The 16,066-nt window shown below is 73.7% G+C and carries 17 protein-coding genes; 11 read left to right on the top strand and 6 right to left on the bottom strand.

Features of this window, described 5'->3' with window-relative positions; genetic code table 11:
* The 5 genes from ABEA81_RS03725 to ABEA81_RS03705 all read left to right on the top strand — a co-directional run.
* The coding region (locus ABEA81_RS03725) for a hypothetical protein (protein WP_345603248.1) at positions 1 to 252 on the top strand (252 nt) is incomplete at its 5' end.
* Positions 253 to 336: 84 nt separating this feature from the next.
* A complete protein-coding gene (purN, locus tag ABEA81_RS03720; RefSeq protein WP_345603246.1) occupies positions 337 to 984 on the top strand; it encodes a phosphoribosylglycinamide formyltransferase in 648 nt (215 codons plus the stop codon).
* Complete coding sequence (gene purH, locus ABEA81_RS03715; RefSeq protein ID WP_345603244.1) at positions 981 to 2,531, top strand: bifunctional phosphoribosylaminoimidazolecarboxamide formyltransferase/IMP cyclohydrolase; 1,551 nt, start codon at positions 981 to 983, stop codon at positions 2,529 to 2,531. The genes purN and purH overlap by 4 nt, the downstream gene beginning before the upstream one ends.
* Before the next feature lie 128 nt (positions 2,532 to 2,659).
* Positions 2,660 to 3,385 (top strand): hypothetical protein, encoded by a 726-nt coding sequence (locus ABEA81_RS03710; RefSeq protein WP_345603242.1) that lies wholly within the window; start codon positions 2,660 to 2,662, stop codon positions 3,383 to 3,385.
* 119 nt (positions 3,386 to 3,504) lie between these two features.
* Positions 3,505 to 5,274 carry a DNA polymerase Y family protein gene (locus ABEA81_RS03705; protein ID WP_345603298.1) on the top strand — a complete coding sequence of 590 codons (1,770 nt, stop codon included), beginning with the start codon at positions 3,505 to 3,507 and terminating at the stop codon, positions 5,272 to 5,274.
* A gap of 90 nt (positions 5,275 to 5,364) precedes the next feature.
* Here ABEA81_RS03705 and ABEA81_RS03700 read toward each other — a convergent pair whose 3' ends face one another.
* Positions 5,365 to 6,069: an SDR family oxidoreductase gene (locus ABEA81_RS03700; RefSeq protein ID WP_345603240.1), complete on the bottom strand. Its 705-nt coding sequence runs from the start codon at positions 6,067 to 6,069 to the stop codon at positions 5,365 to 5,367.
* 71 nt (positions 6,070 to 6,140) lie between these two features.
* Here ABEA81_RS03700 and ABEA81_RS03695 point away from each other — a divergent pair, with 71 nt between their 5' ends.
* Positions 6,141 to 7,022 carry a LysR family transcriptional regulator gene (locus ABEA81_RS03695; RefSeq protein ID WP_345603238.1) on the top strand — a complete coding sequence of 294 codons (882 nt, stop codon included), beginning with the start codon at positions 6,141 to 6,143 and terminating at the stop codon, positions 7,020 to 7,022.
* A gap of 74 nt (positions 7,023 to 7,096) precedes the next feature.
* Here the strand turns inward: ABEA81_RS03695 and ABEA81_RS03690 are convergent, their stop codons facing one another.
* Genes ABEA81_RS03690 through ABEA81_RS03675 form a run of 4 tightly spaced genes read right to left on the bottom strand, consistent with a single transcriptional unit; the run spans position 7,097 to position 11,429 of the window.
* Entirely contained in the window at positions 7,097 to 8,509 is a 1,413-nt protein-coding gene (locus ABEA81_RS03690) for a M28 family metallopeptidase (RefSeq protein WP_345603236.1), read from the bottom strand.
* Positions 8,510 to 8,528: 19 nt separating this feature from the next.
* The gene (locus tag ABEA81_RS03685; RefSeq protein ID WP_345603234.1) at positions 8,529 to 9,311 is read right to left on the bottom strand and encodes an ATP-binding cassette domain-containing protein; all 783 of its coding nucleotides are present in this window, start codon (positions 9,309 to 9,311) and stop codon (positions 8,529 to 8,531) included.
* The gene (locus ABEA81_RS03680) at positions 9,308 to 10,357 is read right to left on the bottom strand and encodes an ABC transporter permease (RefSeq protein WP_345603233.1); all 1,050 of its coding nucleotides are present in this window, start codon (positions 10,355 to 10,357) and stop codon (positions 9,308 to 9,310) included. The genes ABEA81_RS03685 and ABEA81_RS03680 overlap by 4 nt, the downstream gene beginning before the upstream one ends.
* Before the next feature lie 4 nt (positions 10,358 to 10,361).
* A complete protein-coding gene (locus ABEA81_RS03675; protein ID WP_345603231.1) occupies positions 10,362 to 11,429 on the bottom strand; it encodes a sugar ABC transporter substrate-binding protein in 1,068 nt (355 codons plus the stop codon).
* A 113-nt stretch (positions 11,430 to 11,542) separates the two neighbouring features.
* On the opposite strand from ABEA81_RS03675, the gene ABEA81_RS03670 reads away from it, so the two are divergent.
* The 5 genes from ABEA81_RS03670 (at position 11,543) to ABEA81_RS03650 (ending at position 14,543) form a co-directional block, all read left to right on the top strand.
* Positions 11,543 to 12,601 carry a LacI family DNA-binding transcriptional regulator gene (locus tag ABEA81_RS03670; protein ID WP_345603229.1) on the top strand — a complete coding sequence of 353 codons (1,059 nt, stop codon included), beginning with the start codon at positions 11,543 to 11,545 and terminating at the stop codon, positions 12,599 to 12,601.
* A 42-nt stretch (positions 12,602 to 12,643) separates the two neighbouring features.
* Positions 12,644 to 13,024, top strand: coding sequence for a MerR family transcriptional regulator (locus tag ABEA81_RS03665; protein ID WP_345603227.1), 381 nt, complete (start codon positions 12,644 to 12,646; stop codon positions 13,022 to 13,024).
* Positions 13,021 to 13,350 carry a thioredoxin family protein gene (locus tag ABEA81_RS03660; RefSeq protein WP_345603225.1) on the top strand — a complete coding sequence of 110 codons (330 nt, stop codon included), beginning with the start codon at positions 13,021 to 13,023 and terminating at the stop codon, positions 13,348 to 13,350. The genes ABEA81_RS03665 and ABEA81_RS03660 overlap by 4 nt, the downstream gene beginning before the upstream one ends.
* Positions 13,351 to 13,415: 65 nt before the next feature.
* Entirely contained in the window at positions 13,416 to 13,589 is a 174-nt protein-coding gene (locus tag ABEA81_RS03655) for a hypothetical protein (protein ID WP_345603223.1), read from the top strand.
* A gap of 48 nt (positions 13,590 to 13,637) precedes the next feature.
* Complete coding sequence (locus tag ABEA81_RS03650; protein WP_345603222.1) at positions 13,638 to 14,543, top strand: aminoglycoside phosphotransferase family protein; 906 nt, start codon at positions 13,638 to 13,640, stop codon at positions 14,541 to 14,543.
* A gap of 170 nt (positions 14,544 to 14,713) precedes the next feature.
* Here the strand turns inward: ABEA81_RS03650 and aspS are convergent, their stop codons facing one another.
* Positions 14,714 to 15,985 (bottom strand): aspartate--tRNA(Asn) ligase, encoded by a 1,272-nt coding sequence (aspS, locus tag ABEA81_RS03645; protein ID WP_345603220.1) that lies wholly within the window; start codon positions 15,983 to 15,985, stop codon positions 14,714 to 14,716.
* Positions 15,986 to 16,066 lie beyond the last annotated feature (81 nt).

Here is a 16,066-nt window from a genome sequence, read left to right as displayed (position 1 = left end):
GAGACCGCCGACGACGAGCGCGCCGACGGCCGGGCCGGCACCGGCGGGCGCGCCGCCGCGCGCCGGGTGCCTGCGGCCCGCCGTTCGCCGGAGCCACCGCGGCGCCCGGCGCGCCGCCGGTGGTGGCGACGGGCGGAGCCGCAGGTGGAGGAGCCCGTGTCCGTTCCGGATCAGCGCCGTCCGCAGACCGTGGCCGACCTCGTCGCACAGCGCGCCGAGGAGGACGCGGGCGAACGCAACGACGGGGAGTGACGGGTCCGAAGGCGGTGTGACCTGCACCGCGGCTTACCCTGGACACGTCGTCCGTGATTCCCCGACCCGTCGAGGAGCTCCTGCGTGCCCGCGTCCCCGAGCCGTTCGTACCGGGTGGAGACCCCCGTGCCGGCCCGGGTCGTCGTGCTCGTGTCCGGCACGGGCACGCTCCTGCAGGCGCTGCTCGACGCCGCAGCCGAACCCGGCTACCCGGCGCGGGTGGTCGCCGTCGGGGCCGACCGCGACGGCATCGATGGCCTCGCGCGCGCCGAGCGCGCCGGCATCGCGACGTTCGCGGTGCGGGTCGCCGACCACCCCGACCGCGCCGCCTGGGACGCGGCCATGGCCAAGGCCGTCGCCGAGCACCGCCCGGACCTCGTGGTGAGCGCGGGCTTCATGAAGATCCTCGGTGCGGGCTTCCTCGCGGGTGTGGGCAGCCCGATGATCAACACGCATCCTGCGCTGCTCCCGGCGTTCCCCGGGGTCCGCGGGGTGGCCGATGCGTTGTCCTACGGGGTGAAGGTCACCGGCGCCACCGTCCACATCGTCGACGACGGCGTGGACACGGGCCCGGTGCTCGCCCAGAGCGCGGTGCCCGTCGAGCCCGGCGACACCGTCGACACGCTGCACGAACGCATCAAGATCGAGGAGCGACGGCTGCTGGTGGGCACCGTCGCCGCGCTGGCCCGGGACGGGGCCACCGTGACCGGACGAGAGGTGACCATCCCGTGACTGAACGCAAGCCGGTGCGGCGGGCCCTGATCAGCGTCTACGACAAGACCGGGCTCACGGAGCTCGCAGCGGGCCTGCACGCCCAAGGCGTCGAGATCGTGTCCACCGGGTCCACGGCGCAGCGGATCGCCGACGCGGGGGTGCCGGTCACGCCGGTCGAGCAGCTCACCGGGTTCCCGGAGTGCCTGGACGGCCGCGTGAAGACGTTGCACCCACGCGTGCACGCCGGCCTGCTCGCCGACACGCACAACCCGGCGCACGTGGCGCAGCTCGCGGAGCTGGAGATCGCGCCGTTCGAGCTGCTGGTGTCGAACCTCTACCCGTTCACCGAGACGGTGGCGTCCGGTGCCACGCCCGCCGAGTGCGTCGAACAGATCGACATCGGTGGGCCGGCCATGGTCCGCGCGTCGGCGAAGAACCACGGCAGCGTGGCCGTCGTCGTCGAGCCCGCGCGGTACGAGTGGGCGCTCGAGCAGGTCAAGAACGGCGGCTTCGCGCTCGAGGACCGGCGGCGGCTCGCGGCCGCGGCGTTCCGGCACACCGCGACGTACGACGTCGCCGTGGCGTCCTGGATGGGCAACGTGCTCGCGCCCGAGGAGGACGGCGCGTTCCCCTCCTGGGTCGGCGCCACCTGGGACCGCGCCTCCACGCTGCGCTACGGCGAGAACCCGCACCAGCGGGCCGCGCTGTACGTCTCGGGGCGGCCCGGGCTCGCAGCGGCGCAGCAGCTGCACGGCAAGGAGATGTCCTACAACAACTACGTCGACGCCGACGCCGCGTGGCGCGCCGCGCACGACCACGACGGAACGTGCGTCGCGATCATCAAGCACGCCAACCCGTGCGGCATCGCGCTCGGTGCCGACGTCGCCGAGGCGCACCGGCTGGCGCACGCCACCGACCCGGTGAGCGCGTTCGGGGGTGTGATCGCGACGAACACCGAGGTCAGCGTCGCGATGGCCGAGCAGGTGGCGGAGGTGTTCACCGAGGTCGTGGTGGCGCCCGGCTACGCGGACGGCGCGCTCGAGGTGCTCACCCGGAAGAAGAACGTCCGCGTGCTGAGGCTGCCGGCCGACGCGCGGCAGGGCGCCGAGCTGCGGCCGATCTCGGGCGGTCTGCTGCTCCAGCAGCGCGACGCGTTGGACGCCGCCGGGGACGACCCGGCCACCTGGACCCTCGCCACCGGCGAGCCCGTGCCTGCCGATGTGCTCGCCGACCTGGCGTTCGCCTGGCGGGCCTGCCGGTCCGTGAAGTCGAACGCGATCCTGCTCGCCTCCGGTGGGGCCGCCGTCGGGATCGGGATGGGGCAGGTCAACCGGGTCGACTCGTGCCGGCTCGCGGTGCAGCGCGCGGGCGACCGCGTCCGTGGTTCGGTCGCCGCGTCCGACGCGTACTTCCCGTTCGCCGACGGGCTCGAGGTGCTGCTGGAGGCGGGGGTGCGGGCCGTCGTGCAGCCGGGCGGCTCGGTGCGCGACCAGCTGTCGATCGACGCCGCGGCGGCGGCGGGCGTGTCGATGTACTTCACGGGCACCCGCCACTTCGCCCACTGAAGCAGGTCCGGCGTGCTGGTCCACCACGAGTCGGCACGCACGCTTGAGCTTCCTCCCGGAGTCCACTAGCATCGAACACACGTTCGAACAGCTGCCTTCCCCGCGGCGTGGATGTTGGGGAGGCGTGTGTGGGTGCACCTGCTGTCGCTGATCGGCTCGAGCTCGCCCGCGGGCTGCTGCGACGCATGGAGGACCGGTCGGCGGCGGTGCGGCCGGCACCGGAGTCCGACGGCCGGGTGCTCCCGGTGGCCGAACCGCTGGCCCGGCTGTTGCCCGGGGGTGGGCTGCGTCGCGGATCCACGGTCGCCCTCCCGCCTGCCTCCGCCGCCACGTCGTTGCTGTTCGCGCTGCTCGCGGAGGCGTCGGCCGGGGGAGCGTGGGCGGCCGTGGTCGGTCGGCCGGGGCTCGGGCTGGTGGCGGCGGCCGAGGCCGGGGTGCGGCTGGAACGCCTCGCGCTGGTCCCCGAGCCCGGGCCCGACCTGATGGCCGTCACCGTCGCGCTGCTCGACGGGATGGACGTCGTGGCGGTGGCGGGCGCGGAGCGGGCCGGGGTGCGCGCGGCCGAGCGGCAGCGGCTGGCGGCACGGGCGCGGCAGCGGGGTGCGGTGCTGGTGGCGCTCGGGGCGTGGCCGGGTGCCGACCTCGAGCTGAGCTGCGCCGACGTCGGCTGGCGGGGGTTGGGCGCCGGGGCCGGACGGCTCGCGGCGCGGCAGGTGCGGGTGCGGGTGCACGGGCGGGGTCTGGCGCCGGGCGGGCGGTCGGCCGGCCTGCTGCTGCCGGCACCCGGTGGCGCCGTGGCCGCGGCGCCGGACGCCGAGGTTGTCGTGCCGCACATCGAGAAGGTGGCGGGATGAGCGCGGTCGACGCGCCGAATGGCGCCGTGGCCCCGGTGAGGGCCTCATCCGGCGAGCCCGGCGGGGCCACCCGGGTGCTCGCGCTGTGGTCGCCCGACTGGCCGGTCACCGCCGCGGCCATGGCCGCGCACGTCCCGCCCCACCGGCCGGCGGCGGTGGTCGTCGCCAACCGGGTGCTGGCGTGCTCGGCGGTGGCCAGGGCGCAGGGGGTGCGGCGCGGGTTGCGCAGGCGGGAGGCGCAGGCGCGGTGCCCCGACCTCGCGGTGCTCGACCGCGACCCCGACCGCGACGCCCGCGCGTTCGAGCCGGTCGTCGCCGCCGTCGAGGAGCTGGCTCCGGGGGTGGAGGTGGTCCGGCCCGGGCTGGTGGCGCTGGCCGCGCAGGGGCCGGTGAGCTGGTTCGGAGGGGAGCAGGAGGCCGCGGAGGTCCTCGTCGACCAGGTCGCCGCCCGCACCGGGGTCGAGAGCCAGGTGGGGGTGGCCGACGGGCTGTTCGCCGCGGTGCTCGCGGCCCGGCGGGCCCTGGCCGTCGCGCCCGGCGACACCCCGGCCTTCCTGGCCCCGCTCGGGGTCGAGGAGCTCGACCGCGAACCCGACGTCGACCGCTCCGAGCTGATCGGGCTGCTGCGCAGGCTGGGGCTGCGCAGCCTGGGGGCGTTCGCCAGGCTCGACGCCGAGGACGTCGCCTCCCGGTTCGGGGCCGACGCCGTGCACTGCCACCGGCTCGCCCGCGGCCTCGACCCGCGCCCACCGGTGCGCCGCACTCCGCCGGAGGAGCTCGCCGTCGAGGTCGAGCTGGACCCACCCGTCGACCGGGTCGACGCCGCCGCCTTCGCCGCCCGCGGTCTCGCCGAGCGGCTGCACCGCACGCTGGCCTCGCACGGCCTCTCGTGCACCCGGCTCGGGGTCGCCGCTCAGACGGTGGGCGGGGAGGAGCTGCACCGGATCTGGCGGTGCGCCGAGCCGCTCACCCCGGCCGGCACCGTCGACCGCGTCCGGTGGCAGCTGGACGCCTGGCTCACCCGCCGCCGCCGTTCCGGGGACGTGCCGGCCGAGGCCGACGGCGCGGTCGCCCGCCTCCGGCTGGTGCCGGAGGAGACCGTCACCGCGGGAGCGCTGCAGCTGGGCCTGTGGGGCGACGTCGGGGAGGCGCGCGAGCGCGCGGGGCGTGCACTGGTGCGGGTGCAGGCGCTGCTCGGACCGGAGGCGGTGGTCACCGCCGTGCTGGTGGGCGGGCGAGATCCCGCGGAGCAGGTCCGGTTCGTCCCCTGGGGCGACGACCGAGACCTGGGCCTCCCCGCACCCGCTCCCGGTTCGGACGAGCGGCCCTCCCGTCCGATGGAGCCGGACGAGCATGCCGTTCGTACGAAGAGCGCGGAGCGCACGTGGGCGAGCTCCGGCCCGCTCGTCGCCCCGGCCGGATGGCCGGAGGACGTCGTGCGCCGCACCGGGCGGACCTCCGCGGCCGAGCTGCCCGAGGCGGAGCGCATGCGCACCACCAACCGGCGCCGGCGCGTCCCGGCCCCACGGCCTCCCGCCGGCCGCGCCACCCCCCACGAGCCACCGCCGTCGTGGCCGGGCCGGCTCCCCGCGCCGTCACCGGCCACGGTGCCGCCGCAGCCCCTCCCGGCCGAGCTGACCGCCGCCGACGGCAGCCCGGTCCTGCTCCGCGCGCCCGACCTGCTCTACGGGTTGCCGGCCGCCGTCGCGGTCGACGGCGGCGAGCTGCGGCAGGTCCTGGGGTGGGCCGGGCCGTGGCCGGTGCGGCAGCGGTGGTGGGCGGCGGGCAGCGCTGAGGCGAGCCGCCTGCAGGTCGGCCTGCACGACGGCGAGGCGCTGCTGCTCCTGCACCGGGAGGGGAGGTGGTGGGTGATCGGCGAATACGACTGACGCGCCTCACCAGCACTTCACCCCCAACCCGGATCGAGCATGATCTCCATCAAGGCGTCGTCACGCCGGAGGGCCCGGCGACCGGCTGACTCACCACGGCAGGGTCTGGTTCCGGTGGTCGACGAAATGCAAGCCGCCCTTGCCAGCGTGCTTCTCGATCGTGTCCACGATCCCCGGGATGCTCTCGCCGATCGTCAGAGGGGCGGCCGGACCGCCCAGCTCGGTCTGCACCCAGCCCGGGCTGAGGAGCAGCAGGGTGCGCGGGTCGCGCCCATGGCGTGCGGCGAAGCTGCGCATGAGCTGGTTGAGCGCGGACTTGCTGGCCCGGTAGACCTCGTAACCGGCACGGTCGTTCAGCGTGATGCTCCCTTGCCGCGACGACATGATCCCGATCGTGCCGGTCGGTGGCACGAGGTCCTGTAGTGCCTCGACGACGCGCACGGGGCTGAGTGCGTTGGTCACCATGACGCGGTTGAACGTCTCGGTCGAGACGTCGGCGACCGGGACATCGCCATTGCTGATCGCGGCGTTGACGAACAGCAGGTCGAAGGCCCGGCCGGCGACTCGCGCGTGCAGTGCGGCGACCTCCTCGGGCGCCGTGATGTCCACCTTCTCGACGGTCAGCCGACCGTCGGCCGAGTCCGCCAGGTCATGCAGCGCTGTCCGCCCGTCGCCTCGGACGGTGGCTGTCACCCACCACTCGCGGGACACGTACTCGGCAGCCATCGCCAGACCGAGCCCGCGCGACGCCCCGATGATGAGAGCGGACTTCCGATCTGTTGCGTGGATGGTCATGCACCGATGACAGCACCGGACATCGACGCTCGTCCAAGACCGATCGACCTCCTCGTCGATAACCTCCAGGTATGGATCGGTTGGAGACGCGCGAGCTGGAGTACTTCCTCGCCGTAGCCGAGGAGCTGCACTTCGGTCGTGCCGCCAGCCGGCTCATGATCGCTCAGCCGGCGCTGTCGAAGGCGATCCGACAACTCGAGCAGCGGCTCGGTGTCCGGTTGCTGGAACGCAGCAGCCGCCACGTCTCCCTCACCCCCGCCGGAGAGGTTCTGCTCAGCGACGGGCGGCACGCGCTGGACGTGGTGATGGCCGCGGCCCGTCACGCCCGGCAGGCGGGTAGACCCGACGCCCGTCTCCGGCTGGTGGTGAAACCCGGCGGTGACGGTGGCCTGCTGCCCGACATCCTCGCCGAGTACGAGCGGGAGCCGGATGCGCCGGCTGTGGAGGTCCTCTTCGGGGGTGTCGCCGATCGGGCGAACCTGCTGCACGACGGACGGGCGGACGTGGCGCTGCTGCACACGCCGCACGAGAACGTCCACGGGCTAGAGGCGAGGACCCTCATGATCGAGAAGCGCGTGGCCGTGCTGCCCGACCGGCATCCCCTGGCACGGCGAGCGACTCTGCGCGTCGCCGACCTGCAGGGCGAGACGTTGCCGCGCTGGCACGGCGGGGCGGCAGACGGTGCAACCGGGCCCGAGGTCGCCGACATGACCCAGCTGGCGCAGCTGGTCGCCCTCGGACGCACGATTGCCGTCCTACCCAGGTCCGTCGCGGAGCCCTTCGGTCCCGACCTCGTACGCGTGCCCGTCGCCGACGCGATCCCCAGCACCCTGGTCGTGGCGTGGCCACCGGCCTCTCCGGTGCGCCACGTCGCGACCTTCGTCCGAGTCGCAACGACCGTGGCGGCCCGTCGTCAGCACATGAGCCGAACACCGACGGCCGCCGACTCCTGACAGCCACGTCGAGAAGCCGAACGTTCATCGCCTCGTGTGAAGCCGGTACGGGATGTGTGAGGCGGCACCTCCACTCAGCCTGCGGCGAGCTCGTCCGTCGAGAGCGCGAAGTGGGCGAGCGCGGAGGCGAAGGCGTCGGTGTTGCGGTCGAGGGCGGTGCGGTCGAGCGTGTCCAGGCGGTCGCAGGCCTGGTGGTAGCAGCGGTCGTACGCCTCGCCCGCGGTGCCGCCCCAGCGCTGCGCCTCCTCGGGCGACTTGACCTCCTCGGCGCCGGTGAACAGCCCGCCGGAGGGGATGCCCCGCCCGATGAAGGGGCCGTAGTCGGAGCGGCCGCTGAAGTCGGTGCCGGCGGCCTGCACACCCGCCGCGGCCAGGCCCTCGACGAGCGCGCGCTCGACGGCCGCCGAGCCGGGCGGGCCGGGGCCGTCGCCCTCGTGGTCGGAGTCGTCGCCGTCGTACACGAGGTAGCCGGCGTTCGGCGAGCCGACCATGTCGAGGTTGAGGTAGAGCGCGATCCGCCTGAGCTCCTCGTCGGGGAGCCCCTGCACGTACGCGGTGGAGCCCACGAGCCCGGCCTCCTCGGCGCCCCAGAACGCGAAGCGCACGGCGTTCGCCACCGGCGGCGACGCGCCGAGGTGGACGGCCGTCTCCAGGAGCGTGGCGACGCCGGAACCGTTGTCGTTGACGCCCGGCCCCTCGGGCACGGAGTCGAGGTGCGCGCCCGCGACCACCACGTCGTCCGGGTTGCCGGTGCGGGTCTGGGCGATCACGTTGCGGCTCTGGGTCTCCTGCGTCGTGGTCACCAGCGTCAGCGTGACGGGTGCGCCGGCCCGCCCGGCCAGCGCGTCGCCCGCCGACCGGGACACGCCCCCGGTGGGCAGCACCCCGGTCGCGGCTTCGCCGAGCGTGCCGTCCTCCAGTGGCTCGTCCGCATTGTTGATCACGATGAGGCCTGCGGCGCCTGCCGCGGCGGCGTGCGCGGCCTTCTGGGCGAACGTGCACGTGCCTCGCCGGACGAGGGCCACCGACCCGGGCGGCACGGCCGATGCGTCGGCCGGGTTGCAGCCCTCGCCGGCCATCGGGGCGAGCGGCCCAGTGACGCCGTCTCCCGGTGTGGTGGGCGAGAAGCCGAGCGCCGAGACCGCCACCGGCTCGCCGCCCACCACGAGCCGTTCCTGCTGCACGTCGAACCGCCGGGCCGTGAAGGTCGGCGTCTGCACGTCGTAGCCCGCGCCGCGCAGTACCCCGACGACGTGGTCGACGCTCGCGTCGTAGCCCGGCGTGCCGAGCGCCCGGTTGCCGCCGTTCGCGTCGGCGATGCGCTGCAGCTCGGTGAGGTGGGTCAGCGCGCCGTCGCCGGTGACCTCCTCGACCAACCGGGACGGCAGGGCCGGGTCGGGCGCCGGCGGCGCGGGCGGGGCCGCGCCCGGTGCCCCGCACGCCGCTGCCGTGATCGCAACGAGTACCAGCGCGTGCACGGTCCGCATGCGGGGCAGTCTGCCGGTTTCAGGCCACGGGTGGGGGCGGTTCCGCCGCCCCCGTCATGATCGCCACTGCTTCGGTCATCGTGTGTGACTGCGGAGTGATCACCGTGGCGCGGCGGCCGAGCCGCTGGATGTGGATCCGGTCGGCCAGCTCGAACACGTGCGGCATGTTGTGGCTGATGAGGATCACCGGCAGGCCGCGGTCGCGGACGTCCCGGATGAGCTGCAGCACCCGGTTGCCCTCCCTGACGCCCAGTGCCGCCGTCGGCTCGTCGAGGATCACGACCTTGCTGCCGAACGCGGCCGACCGCGCCACCGCCACGCCCTGCCGCTGACCACCGGACAGGCTCTCCACGGCCTGCCCGATGTTCTGCAGCGTGGTGATGCCGAGGTCGGTCATGTGCCGCTGCGCCTCCGACCGCATGTGCTTGCGGTCGAGCATCCGGAACACCGAGCCGAGGATCCCCGGCTTGCGCTCCTCGCGGCCCAGGAACAGGTTGTCGGCGATGTCGAGCCCGGGCGCGACGGCGAGGGTCTGGTAGACGGTCTCGATCCCGGCGCGCCGGGCGTCCATCGGGCTGCGGAAGTGCACCGGCCTGCCGTCGAGGAGGATCTCGCCGGCGTCGGGGATGAGCGCCCCGCACAGTGCCTTGATCAGGCTGGTCTTGCCGGCACCGTTGTCGCCGATGATCGCGAGGATCTCACCGGGGTAGAGCTCGAGGTCGCTGCCCCCGATCGCGGTGACCGGCCCGTACCTTTTGACGAGCCCGCGCGCCTGGAGCACGGGCGTTCGGGTCGTCGTCATGCGCGGACCTTCCTGATCCACTGGTCGATGGACACGGCGACGAGCACCAGCAGGCCGATCGCGAAGCCCTGCCACACGACGTCGACGCCTGCGAGCTGCAGCCCGTTCTGGAACACGCCGACGATGAGCGCGCCGACCAGCGTGCCGAGCACCAGGCCGCGGCCGCCGAAGAGGCTGGTGCCGCCGAGCACGACGGCCGTGATGGAGTTGAGGTTGTACTCGATGCCGACGTTCGGGCTGGCCGACGCGAGCCGGCCGATCAGGACCCAGGCGCCGACCGCGTAGACCAGCCCGGCCACCAGGTAGACCGAGAACAGCACCCTGCTGGTGCGGATGCCGGCGAGGCGGGCGGCCTCGATGTCGTCGCCGGTGGCGTAGACGTGCCGGCCCCACGCCGTGTACCCGAGCGCGTAGTAGAAGAACGCGAAGAGCAGCAGCATGATGATCGACCCGTAGGTGATCCGGAAGTCGCCGATCGGGAACGTCGTGCCGGTCCACGTGAGGATCGAGGGCATGTCGGTGCCGCGGACGGTCTCGCTCTTGGACACCACCGAGTTGAGCGAGAAGAAGATCGAGAGCGTGCCCAGCGTGACGATGAACGGGGGCAGCGCGATCCGCGTGACCAGGAAGCCGTTGAAGGCTCCCATCGCGGTGCCGCACACGATCCCGAGCAGCAGGGCGGGGACGCCCGGCACGCCCAGGTCGGTGGCCAGGTTCGCCATGATGATCGAGGAGAACACGGCGATCGCGCCGACCGAGAGGTCGATGCCGGCGGTGAGGATCACCAGCGTCTGGCCGAGCGCGAGCACCGCGATCACGGTGACCTGCTGCATCACCAACCCGAGGTTGGCCGCGGTCAGGAAGCGGCCGCTCACCAGCGAGAACGCGATGATCGCGAGCAGGAGCACGGCCAGGGGGCCGAGGATCGGACGGGCGTGGAGGACGTGCTGCATGCGCTGCAGCGGTGTGTCGGCCCGCCGTTCGTCGAACCCGTGGGGCTGCGGCCCGGCCGCCGTGGCGACCGGGCCCGGCGTGTCGTCGGCCATCCGATCAGCCCCAGCAGTTCTGCAGGCCGAACGCGGTGTCCTTGGAGTCGACGCCCGGCTGCGGCTCGTCGGTGATGAGCGTGACGCCGGTGTCGGTGAAGTCCTTGCCCGCGGTGGGTTGTGCCTCCGCGCCGTTGCTCGCGTGTGCGGCGAGCGCCTCGACGCCCAGGGACGCCATCTTCAGCGGGTACTGCTGCGACGTGGCGCCGATGATGCCGGCCTTGACGTTCTGGACCCCGGGGCACCCGCCGTCGACGGAGACGATCTCGATGTCGTTCTGCCGCCCGGCGGCCTTGATCGCCTCGTACGCGCCGGCGGCCGCCGGTTCGTTGATCGTGTAGACGAGGTTGATCGACGGGTCGCTCTGCAGGAGGTTCTCCATCGCCGTGCGGCCGCCCTCCTCGGCGCCCTGGGTGACGCCGTGGCCGGAGATGCGCGGGTCGGACTCGTCGCCGATCTGCTTGGGGTCGCCCACCTCGACGCCGAAGCCCTTCAGGAAGCCCTGGTCGCGCTGGACGTCGACGGTCGGCCGGTTCGGCGAGAGGTCCAGCATCGCGATCCGGGCCTGCTTGCCCTCGGCCTCGAACTTCGACTTCGCCCACTGCCCGATGAGCAGGCCGGCCTGGAAGTTGTCGGTGGCGAAGGTGGCGTCGGCGGCGTCCGGCGGATCGGTCTGGGTGTCGAGCGCGATGACGTACAGGCCCTGCTGACGCGCGCGGTCGAGCGTCGGGACGATCGCCTTGGAGTCGTTGGGGGTGATCAGGAAGCCGGCCGCCCCCGCGGAGATCAGTGTCTCGATGGCCTGCACCTGCGACTCGTTGTCGCCGTCCTGCTTGCCCGCGAACGTCTGCAGCTCGACGCCGGACGAGCCGGCAGCCTGCTGGGCGCCTTCCTTCATCTTGACGAAGAACGGGTTGGTGTCGGTCTTGGTGATGAGGCCGACGATCGGCTTGCCGCCGCCGCCTCCGCCGCTCGATTCGGACCCGCCACCGCACGCGGCGAGTGCGAGGGCCGCCACTGCCCCGACGGCGAGCGCGGTGGCCCGCCTGCGGGTCCTCCCTGCCTTGTTCATCGCAACGACCTCTCGTCAGCGTCGACGTGGAGACAACGTTGTCGGAACTGTGGCGTCCGACACCCCGGTGCCACAAGGGTGCGGTTCGTAACGAAGTGGTTAAGCTGACAACGATGTCAGACGCGACGGACCATGCTGCCCACGTGCAGACCGTCCCGGCGCGGCGCCGCCGCCCGACCATGCGCGACGTCGCCCAGCGCGCTGACGTCAGCCTCAAGACGGTCTCGCGGGTGGTCAACGACGAGCCGGGGGTCTCGACGGCGCTCGCGGTCCGGGTGCGGCGGGCGATCGACGAGCTGGGCTTCCACCCCCACGCGGGCGCCCGCCTCCTGCGCACCGACGGCCGGACGTCGGCGATCGCGCTGCTGCTCGAGGACGTCGCCAACCCGTTCTCGGCTGCCGTCCAGCGGGCCGTGGAGAACGAGGCGCGCGAGCGGGGGGTCGTGGTCTTCTCCGCGAGCATCGACGAGGACCCGGCGCGGGAGCGCGCGCTGGCCCGGGAGTTCGGTGCGCGGCGGGTCGACGGGCTGCTGCTCGCGCCGGCCGGCGACGACCAGTCCTACCTCGCGGACGAGCTCCCGTCGGGCACGGCGGTCGTCTGCGTGGACCGCGAGGCGAACGGCATCGCCGTCGACTCCGTGATCACCACCAACGCGCTCGGCGCGGCGGAGGGTGTGCGGCACCTCGCCGCGGCCGGGCACCGGCGCATCGCGTTCCTCGGGGACCGGCGCTCGATCCGCACCGCCGACCAGCGCTACGCGGGTTACCGCGACGCCATCGCCTCGCTCGGCCTGCCCCTCGACCCCGGCCTCGTGGTGCACGACCTGCGCGAGTCGGCCGACGCCGACGGTGCCGTGACCGCCCTGCTCGCCCGGCCCGACCCGCCCACCGCCCTGTTCACCGCGCAGAACCTGATCACTATCGGGGCGGTGCGGGCGCTGCGCAGGCTCGGCGCGGAGTGGTCGGTCGCGTTGGTGGGGTTCGACGACGTCCTGCTCGCCGACCTGCTCTCGCCCGGCATCACCGTGGTGGCGCAGGACCCGGCCGCCATCGGCCGGACGGCGGCGAACCTCCTGTTCGCCCGCATCGCGGGCGACACGAGCCCGCCCGGGGTCCGCCTGGTCCCGACGACCTTGATCCGCCGCGGATCGGGCGAGATCCAGTCCGGCTGAACGCTGGCGTTGCCGTCGGCGGCAGGGTTTAGCGTCGTCCGGGTGCGGATCGGTGAGCTGGGCCGCCGCGCCGGGGTGAGCCCCCGGACGCTGCGGCACTACGAGGAGCTCGGCCTGCTCGCCGCGCGTCGGCGGGCCAACGGCTATCGCGACTACGACGAGCGCGACGTGGCGCTCGTCGCCGAGATCCGGTCGCTGGTGGACCTCGGGTTCGCGCTCGAGGAGACCAGGCCGTTCGTCGAGTGCCTGCGTGCGGGCCACCCGACGGGGGCGAGCTGCCCGGCCTCGCGCGCCGTGCAGCGCCGCAAGCTGGCCGAGGTGGACGAATGGCTCACCCGGTTGCACGCCGTGCGCCGCGAGCTCGTCTCCCAGCTCGGCGATCCGCCCGTCCCGCGCTGCTGCTTCTCCGAGGAGAACCGATGATCCCCGTTTCCGACGACACGTTCGAGGAGCTCGTGCTGCGCGCCGAGCTGCCCGTGCTGCTGGACTTCACGGCGGACTGGTGCCCGCCGTGCAAGATGATCAAGCCGGTGCTGCAGGAGCTGGCCGTCGAGCTGTCCGGGCAGCTGGTCGTCGCCGAGCTCGACGTCGACGCCAACCCGCGCACCGCGCGTGCCGCCGGCGTGCTCGGGATGCCGACTCTCAACCTCTACGTGGGCGGGCAGGTCGTCACCCAGGTGGTCGGCGCCCGGCCCAAGGCGGCACTCGTGGCGGCGATCGCCGACCACCTCCCGCTGGTCAACGCCTGATCCGGAGGAACAAACGGCCGACGCCCGCTGTTGATTGTCGTATGCTAAGTAATTCGGTCCGCTATGTGATCACGTCGACGGGCGAGCGGATCGGGTACGACACGTGCTTCGCGCCGCAGTGCCTGCGTCCGCTGAGCCAGTGCACGTGCCCGGGTGGCCCGACGCCGCCCCACCTCGGTGCCAGTGCCGGTGAGCTGACGCCCGAGCCCGAGCCCTCTGCTGCGCCGCTCGCCGCCTGACGGGTAACTCGCTACCCCGCCCGGCGAGCCGGCTCTACCGTGCGCCCCGTGCCGGAGGTCGTGGTGCCCGAGGTCGTTCGGGCCAAGGCGCTGCGGGCGGGTGCCGCGGGCTGGCTGGCCGGGCTGTCGGCGCTGGTCGCCGCCATCGAGCGGGACTGGGGCATCACCGTGGGCCGGGCGTACGCGGAGCCCACCGAGGCCTACGTCGCCGAGGCCGAGCTCGCCGACGGCACGCCGGCCGTGCTGAAGCTGCTCGTCCCGCGCCCGGGTCAGGCGGCGGACGAGATCACCGTGCTCCGGCTCGCGGACGGCGCCGGATGCGTGCGGCTGCTCGCGTCGGACGCCAACCGCGGCGCGCTGCTGCTCGACCGGCTCGGTCCCTCGCTGAACCAGCTGGGCCTGCCCATCGAGCGGCGGCTGGAGATCATGTGCGCGCTCGCGGCCCGGCTGTGGCGGCCCGCCCCCGACTCGGGCCTGCGCACCGGCGCGGAGAAGGGCCGATGGCTCGCCGACCACATCCTGCGCACGTGGCGCGACCTCGGCGGGCCGTGCTCCCGGGCGGCTCTCGACCACGCGCTCGCCTGCGCGGAGCGGCGGATCGCCGCGCACTCGCCGGAGCGGGCGCTTCTCGTGCACGGCGACGTCCACCGGTGGAACACCCTGCAGGCCCGCGACGGCGGGTTCGCCCTGGTCGACCCGGACGGCCTGCTCGCCGAGCCGGAGTACGACCTCGGGGTCCTGATGCGCGAGGATCCCGTCGAGCTGATGGAGGGCGACCCGCGCGAGCGGGCCCGGTGGCTCGCCGCGCGTACCGGGTGCGACCCGGTGGCGATCTGGGAGTGGGGCGTGGTCGAACGCGTCTCCACGGGGCTGCTCGCCGTCTCGATCGGCCTGCAGCCGGTGGGGTCGCAGATGCTGGCGGCGGCCGACGCCATCGCGGGATCGGCCCTCTAGATCGATGGTTACTGGGTTCTCAGTGGTCGAGGGCGATCGGGCAGCGCTCGATGGGGCGTCGTCGTGCACGTGGTGTCGTCCGAGGTGCAACACGTGCACCGGATGGCCGACCAAGGGGAAATGGTGGCCGAATGACCTCCGGGAGCGACCAGTTGCCCTTGATCGCCCGGCTACGGTGCGAGTCGGTGCAGGTCGCGGGGGAACAGCGTGGTCCGCCGGACGTTGTCCGCTCCGACCAGACGCGCGGTCCACCGCTCCAGCCCGATGGCGAACCCGCCGTGCGGCGGCATGCCGTGCCGGAACGCCTGCAGGTACGGCTCGAAGGCGTCGGTGGCTTCGCCCCGGTCCGCGAGCGCTCGGGCGTAGTCGGCGTACTCGTGCAGCCGTTGGCCTCCGGTGACGAGCTCCAGGCCCCGGAACAGCAGGTCGAAGGAGTTGGTGGAGCCTGCGTCGCCGGGCTCGGGGTGCGTGTAGAACGGGCGCTTGCGCGCCGGGTAGCCCTCGACGGCCACGAAGTCCGACCCGTGCTCCTCCAGTGCCCAGCGTCCGATGTGCCGCTCGTGCTCGGGCGCCAGGTCGGGCTCGTCCGGGTCGGCGCCCACGAGCGCGAGCGCGTCCCGGAAGTGGATGAGCGGTATCCGCTCGGGCACCTCCGGCAGGCGTGCGGCCGCCCGCTCCACCGCCTGCGCGGCCTCGGCGCGGATCGTGCCGACCATCCCGGCGAGCACGTCGCGCAGCACGGCGAGAACGTCGCGGTGGTCGTCGACGAAACCCAGCTCGACGTCGAGCGACACGTACTCGGCCAGGTGCCGGACGGTGTCGTGGGGTTCGGCGCGGAAGACCGGGCCGACCTCGTAGACCCGCTCGAACACCCCGACCATCATCTGCTTGTAGAACTGCGGGGACTGCGCCAGGTAAGCGGGACGGCCGAAGTAGTCGACGACGAACACCGTCGCGCCCGACTCGGTGGACCCGCCCACCAGCTTCGGGGTCTGGATCTCGATGAAGCCGCGCGCGTCCAGCGCACGGCGGAACCCGCGCACGGACGCGGCGGCCAGCTGCCACACCGCTGACCGGGCTGGGTGGCGCCAGGCGATCGGGGCGTGGTCGAGCAGTGTGGGCAGGCCTGCCGTCAGGGCTGGACGCCACAGTTCGACCGGCGGCGGGGTGGCCGAACCGAGCACCGTGATCCGCGGGTCGGTCAGCTCGGCGCCGCCGGGGGCCCTCGGGTTGGCGACCACCGTGCCCTCGACGGCGACGACGGTCTCCTCCCCGAGTGCGTCGAGCAGGTTCCCGTCCGCCACGACCTGGGCGAGCCCACTGCGGTCGCGGACCACGAGGAACGCGATCCGGGACAGCCGTCTGCGACGGTGGACCCACCCCCGCAGCGTGACGCGTTGCCCGATCCGCTGTGGTAGGTCTGCGGTGAGCGTTCTGGACATCGGCACCTCCTCGGTCGGTCTCCCCGGGAGGTGTGGGCGATCGGGTCGCTCGCGGTGCCACCACACCTTCACCGACCGCAT

Source organism: Pseudonocardia adelaidensis (assembly GCF_039543345.1).
GTDB lineage: Bacteria > Actinomycetota > Actinomycetes > Mycobacteriales > Pseudonocardiaceae > Pseudonocardia > Pseudonocardia adelaidensis.
This window is presented reverse-complemented; position numbering and strand designations above follow the sequence as displayed.

Excerpts from the sequence above, each read along its gene's own strand:
- ABEA81_RS03670 (WP_345603229.1), top strand. The coding sequence starts at position 11,543 with ATGTCAGACGCGACGGACCATGCTGCCCACGTGCAGACCGTCCCGGCG.
- ABEA81_RS03705 (WP_345603298.1), top strand. The coding sequence starts at position 3,505 with ATGGCCGCGCACGTCCCGCCCCACCGGCCGGCGGCGGTGGTCGTCGCC.
- ABEA81_RS03675 (WP_345603231.1), bottom strand. The coding sequence starts at position 11,429 with ATGAACAAGGCAGGGAGGACCCGCAGGCGGGCCACCGCGCTCGCCGTC.
- ABEA81_RS03680 (WP_345603233.1), bottom strand. The coding sequence starts at position 10,357 with ATGGCCGACGACACGCCGGGCCCGGTCGCCACGGCGGCCGGGCCGCAG.
- ABEA81_RS03690 (WP_345603236.1), bottom strand. The coding sequence starts at position 8,509 with ATGCGGACCGTGCACGCGCTGGTACTCGTTGCGATCACGGCAGCGGCG.
- ABEA81_RS03685 (WP_345603234.1), bottom strand. The coding sequence starts at position 9,311 with ATGACGACGACCCGAACGCCCGTGCTCCAGGCGCGCGGGCTCGTCAAA.
- ABEA81_RS03660 (WP_345603225.1), top strand. The coding sequence starts at position 13,021 with ATGATCCCCGTTTCCGACGACACGTTCGAGGAGCTCGTGCTGCGCGCC.
- aspS (WP_345603220.1), bottom strand. The coding sequence starts at position 15,985 with ATGTCCAGAACGCTCACCGCAGACCTACCACAGCGGATCGGGCAACGC.
- ABEA81_RS03695 (WP_345603238.1), top strand. The coding sequence starts at position 6,141 with ATGGATCGGTTGGAGACGCGCGAGCTGGAGTACTTCCTCGCCGTAGCC.
- ABEA81_RS03700 (WP_345603240.1), bottom strand. The coding sequence starts at position 6,069 with ATGACCATCCACGCAACAGATCGGAAGTCCGCTCTCATCATCGGGGCG.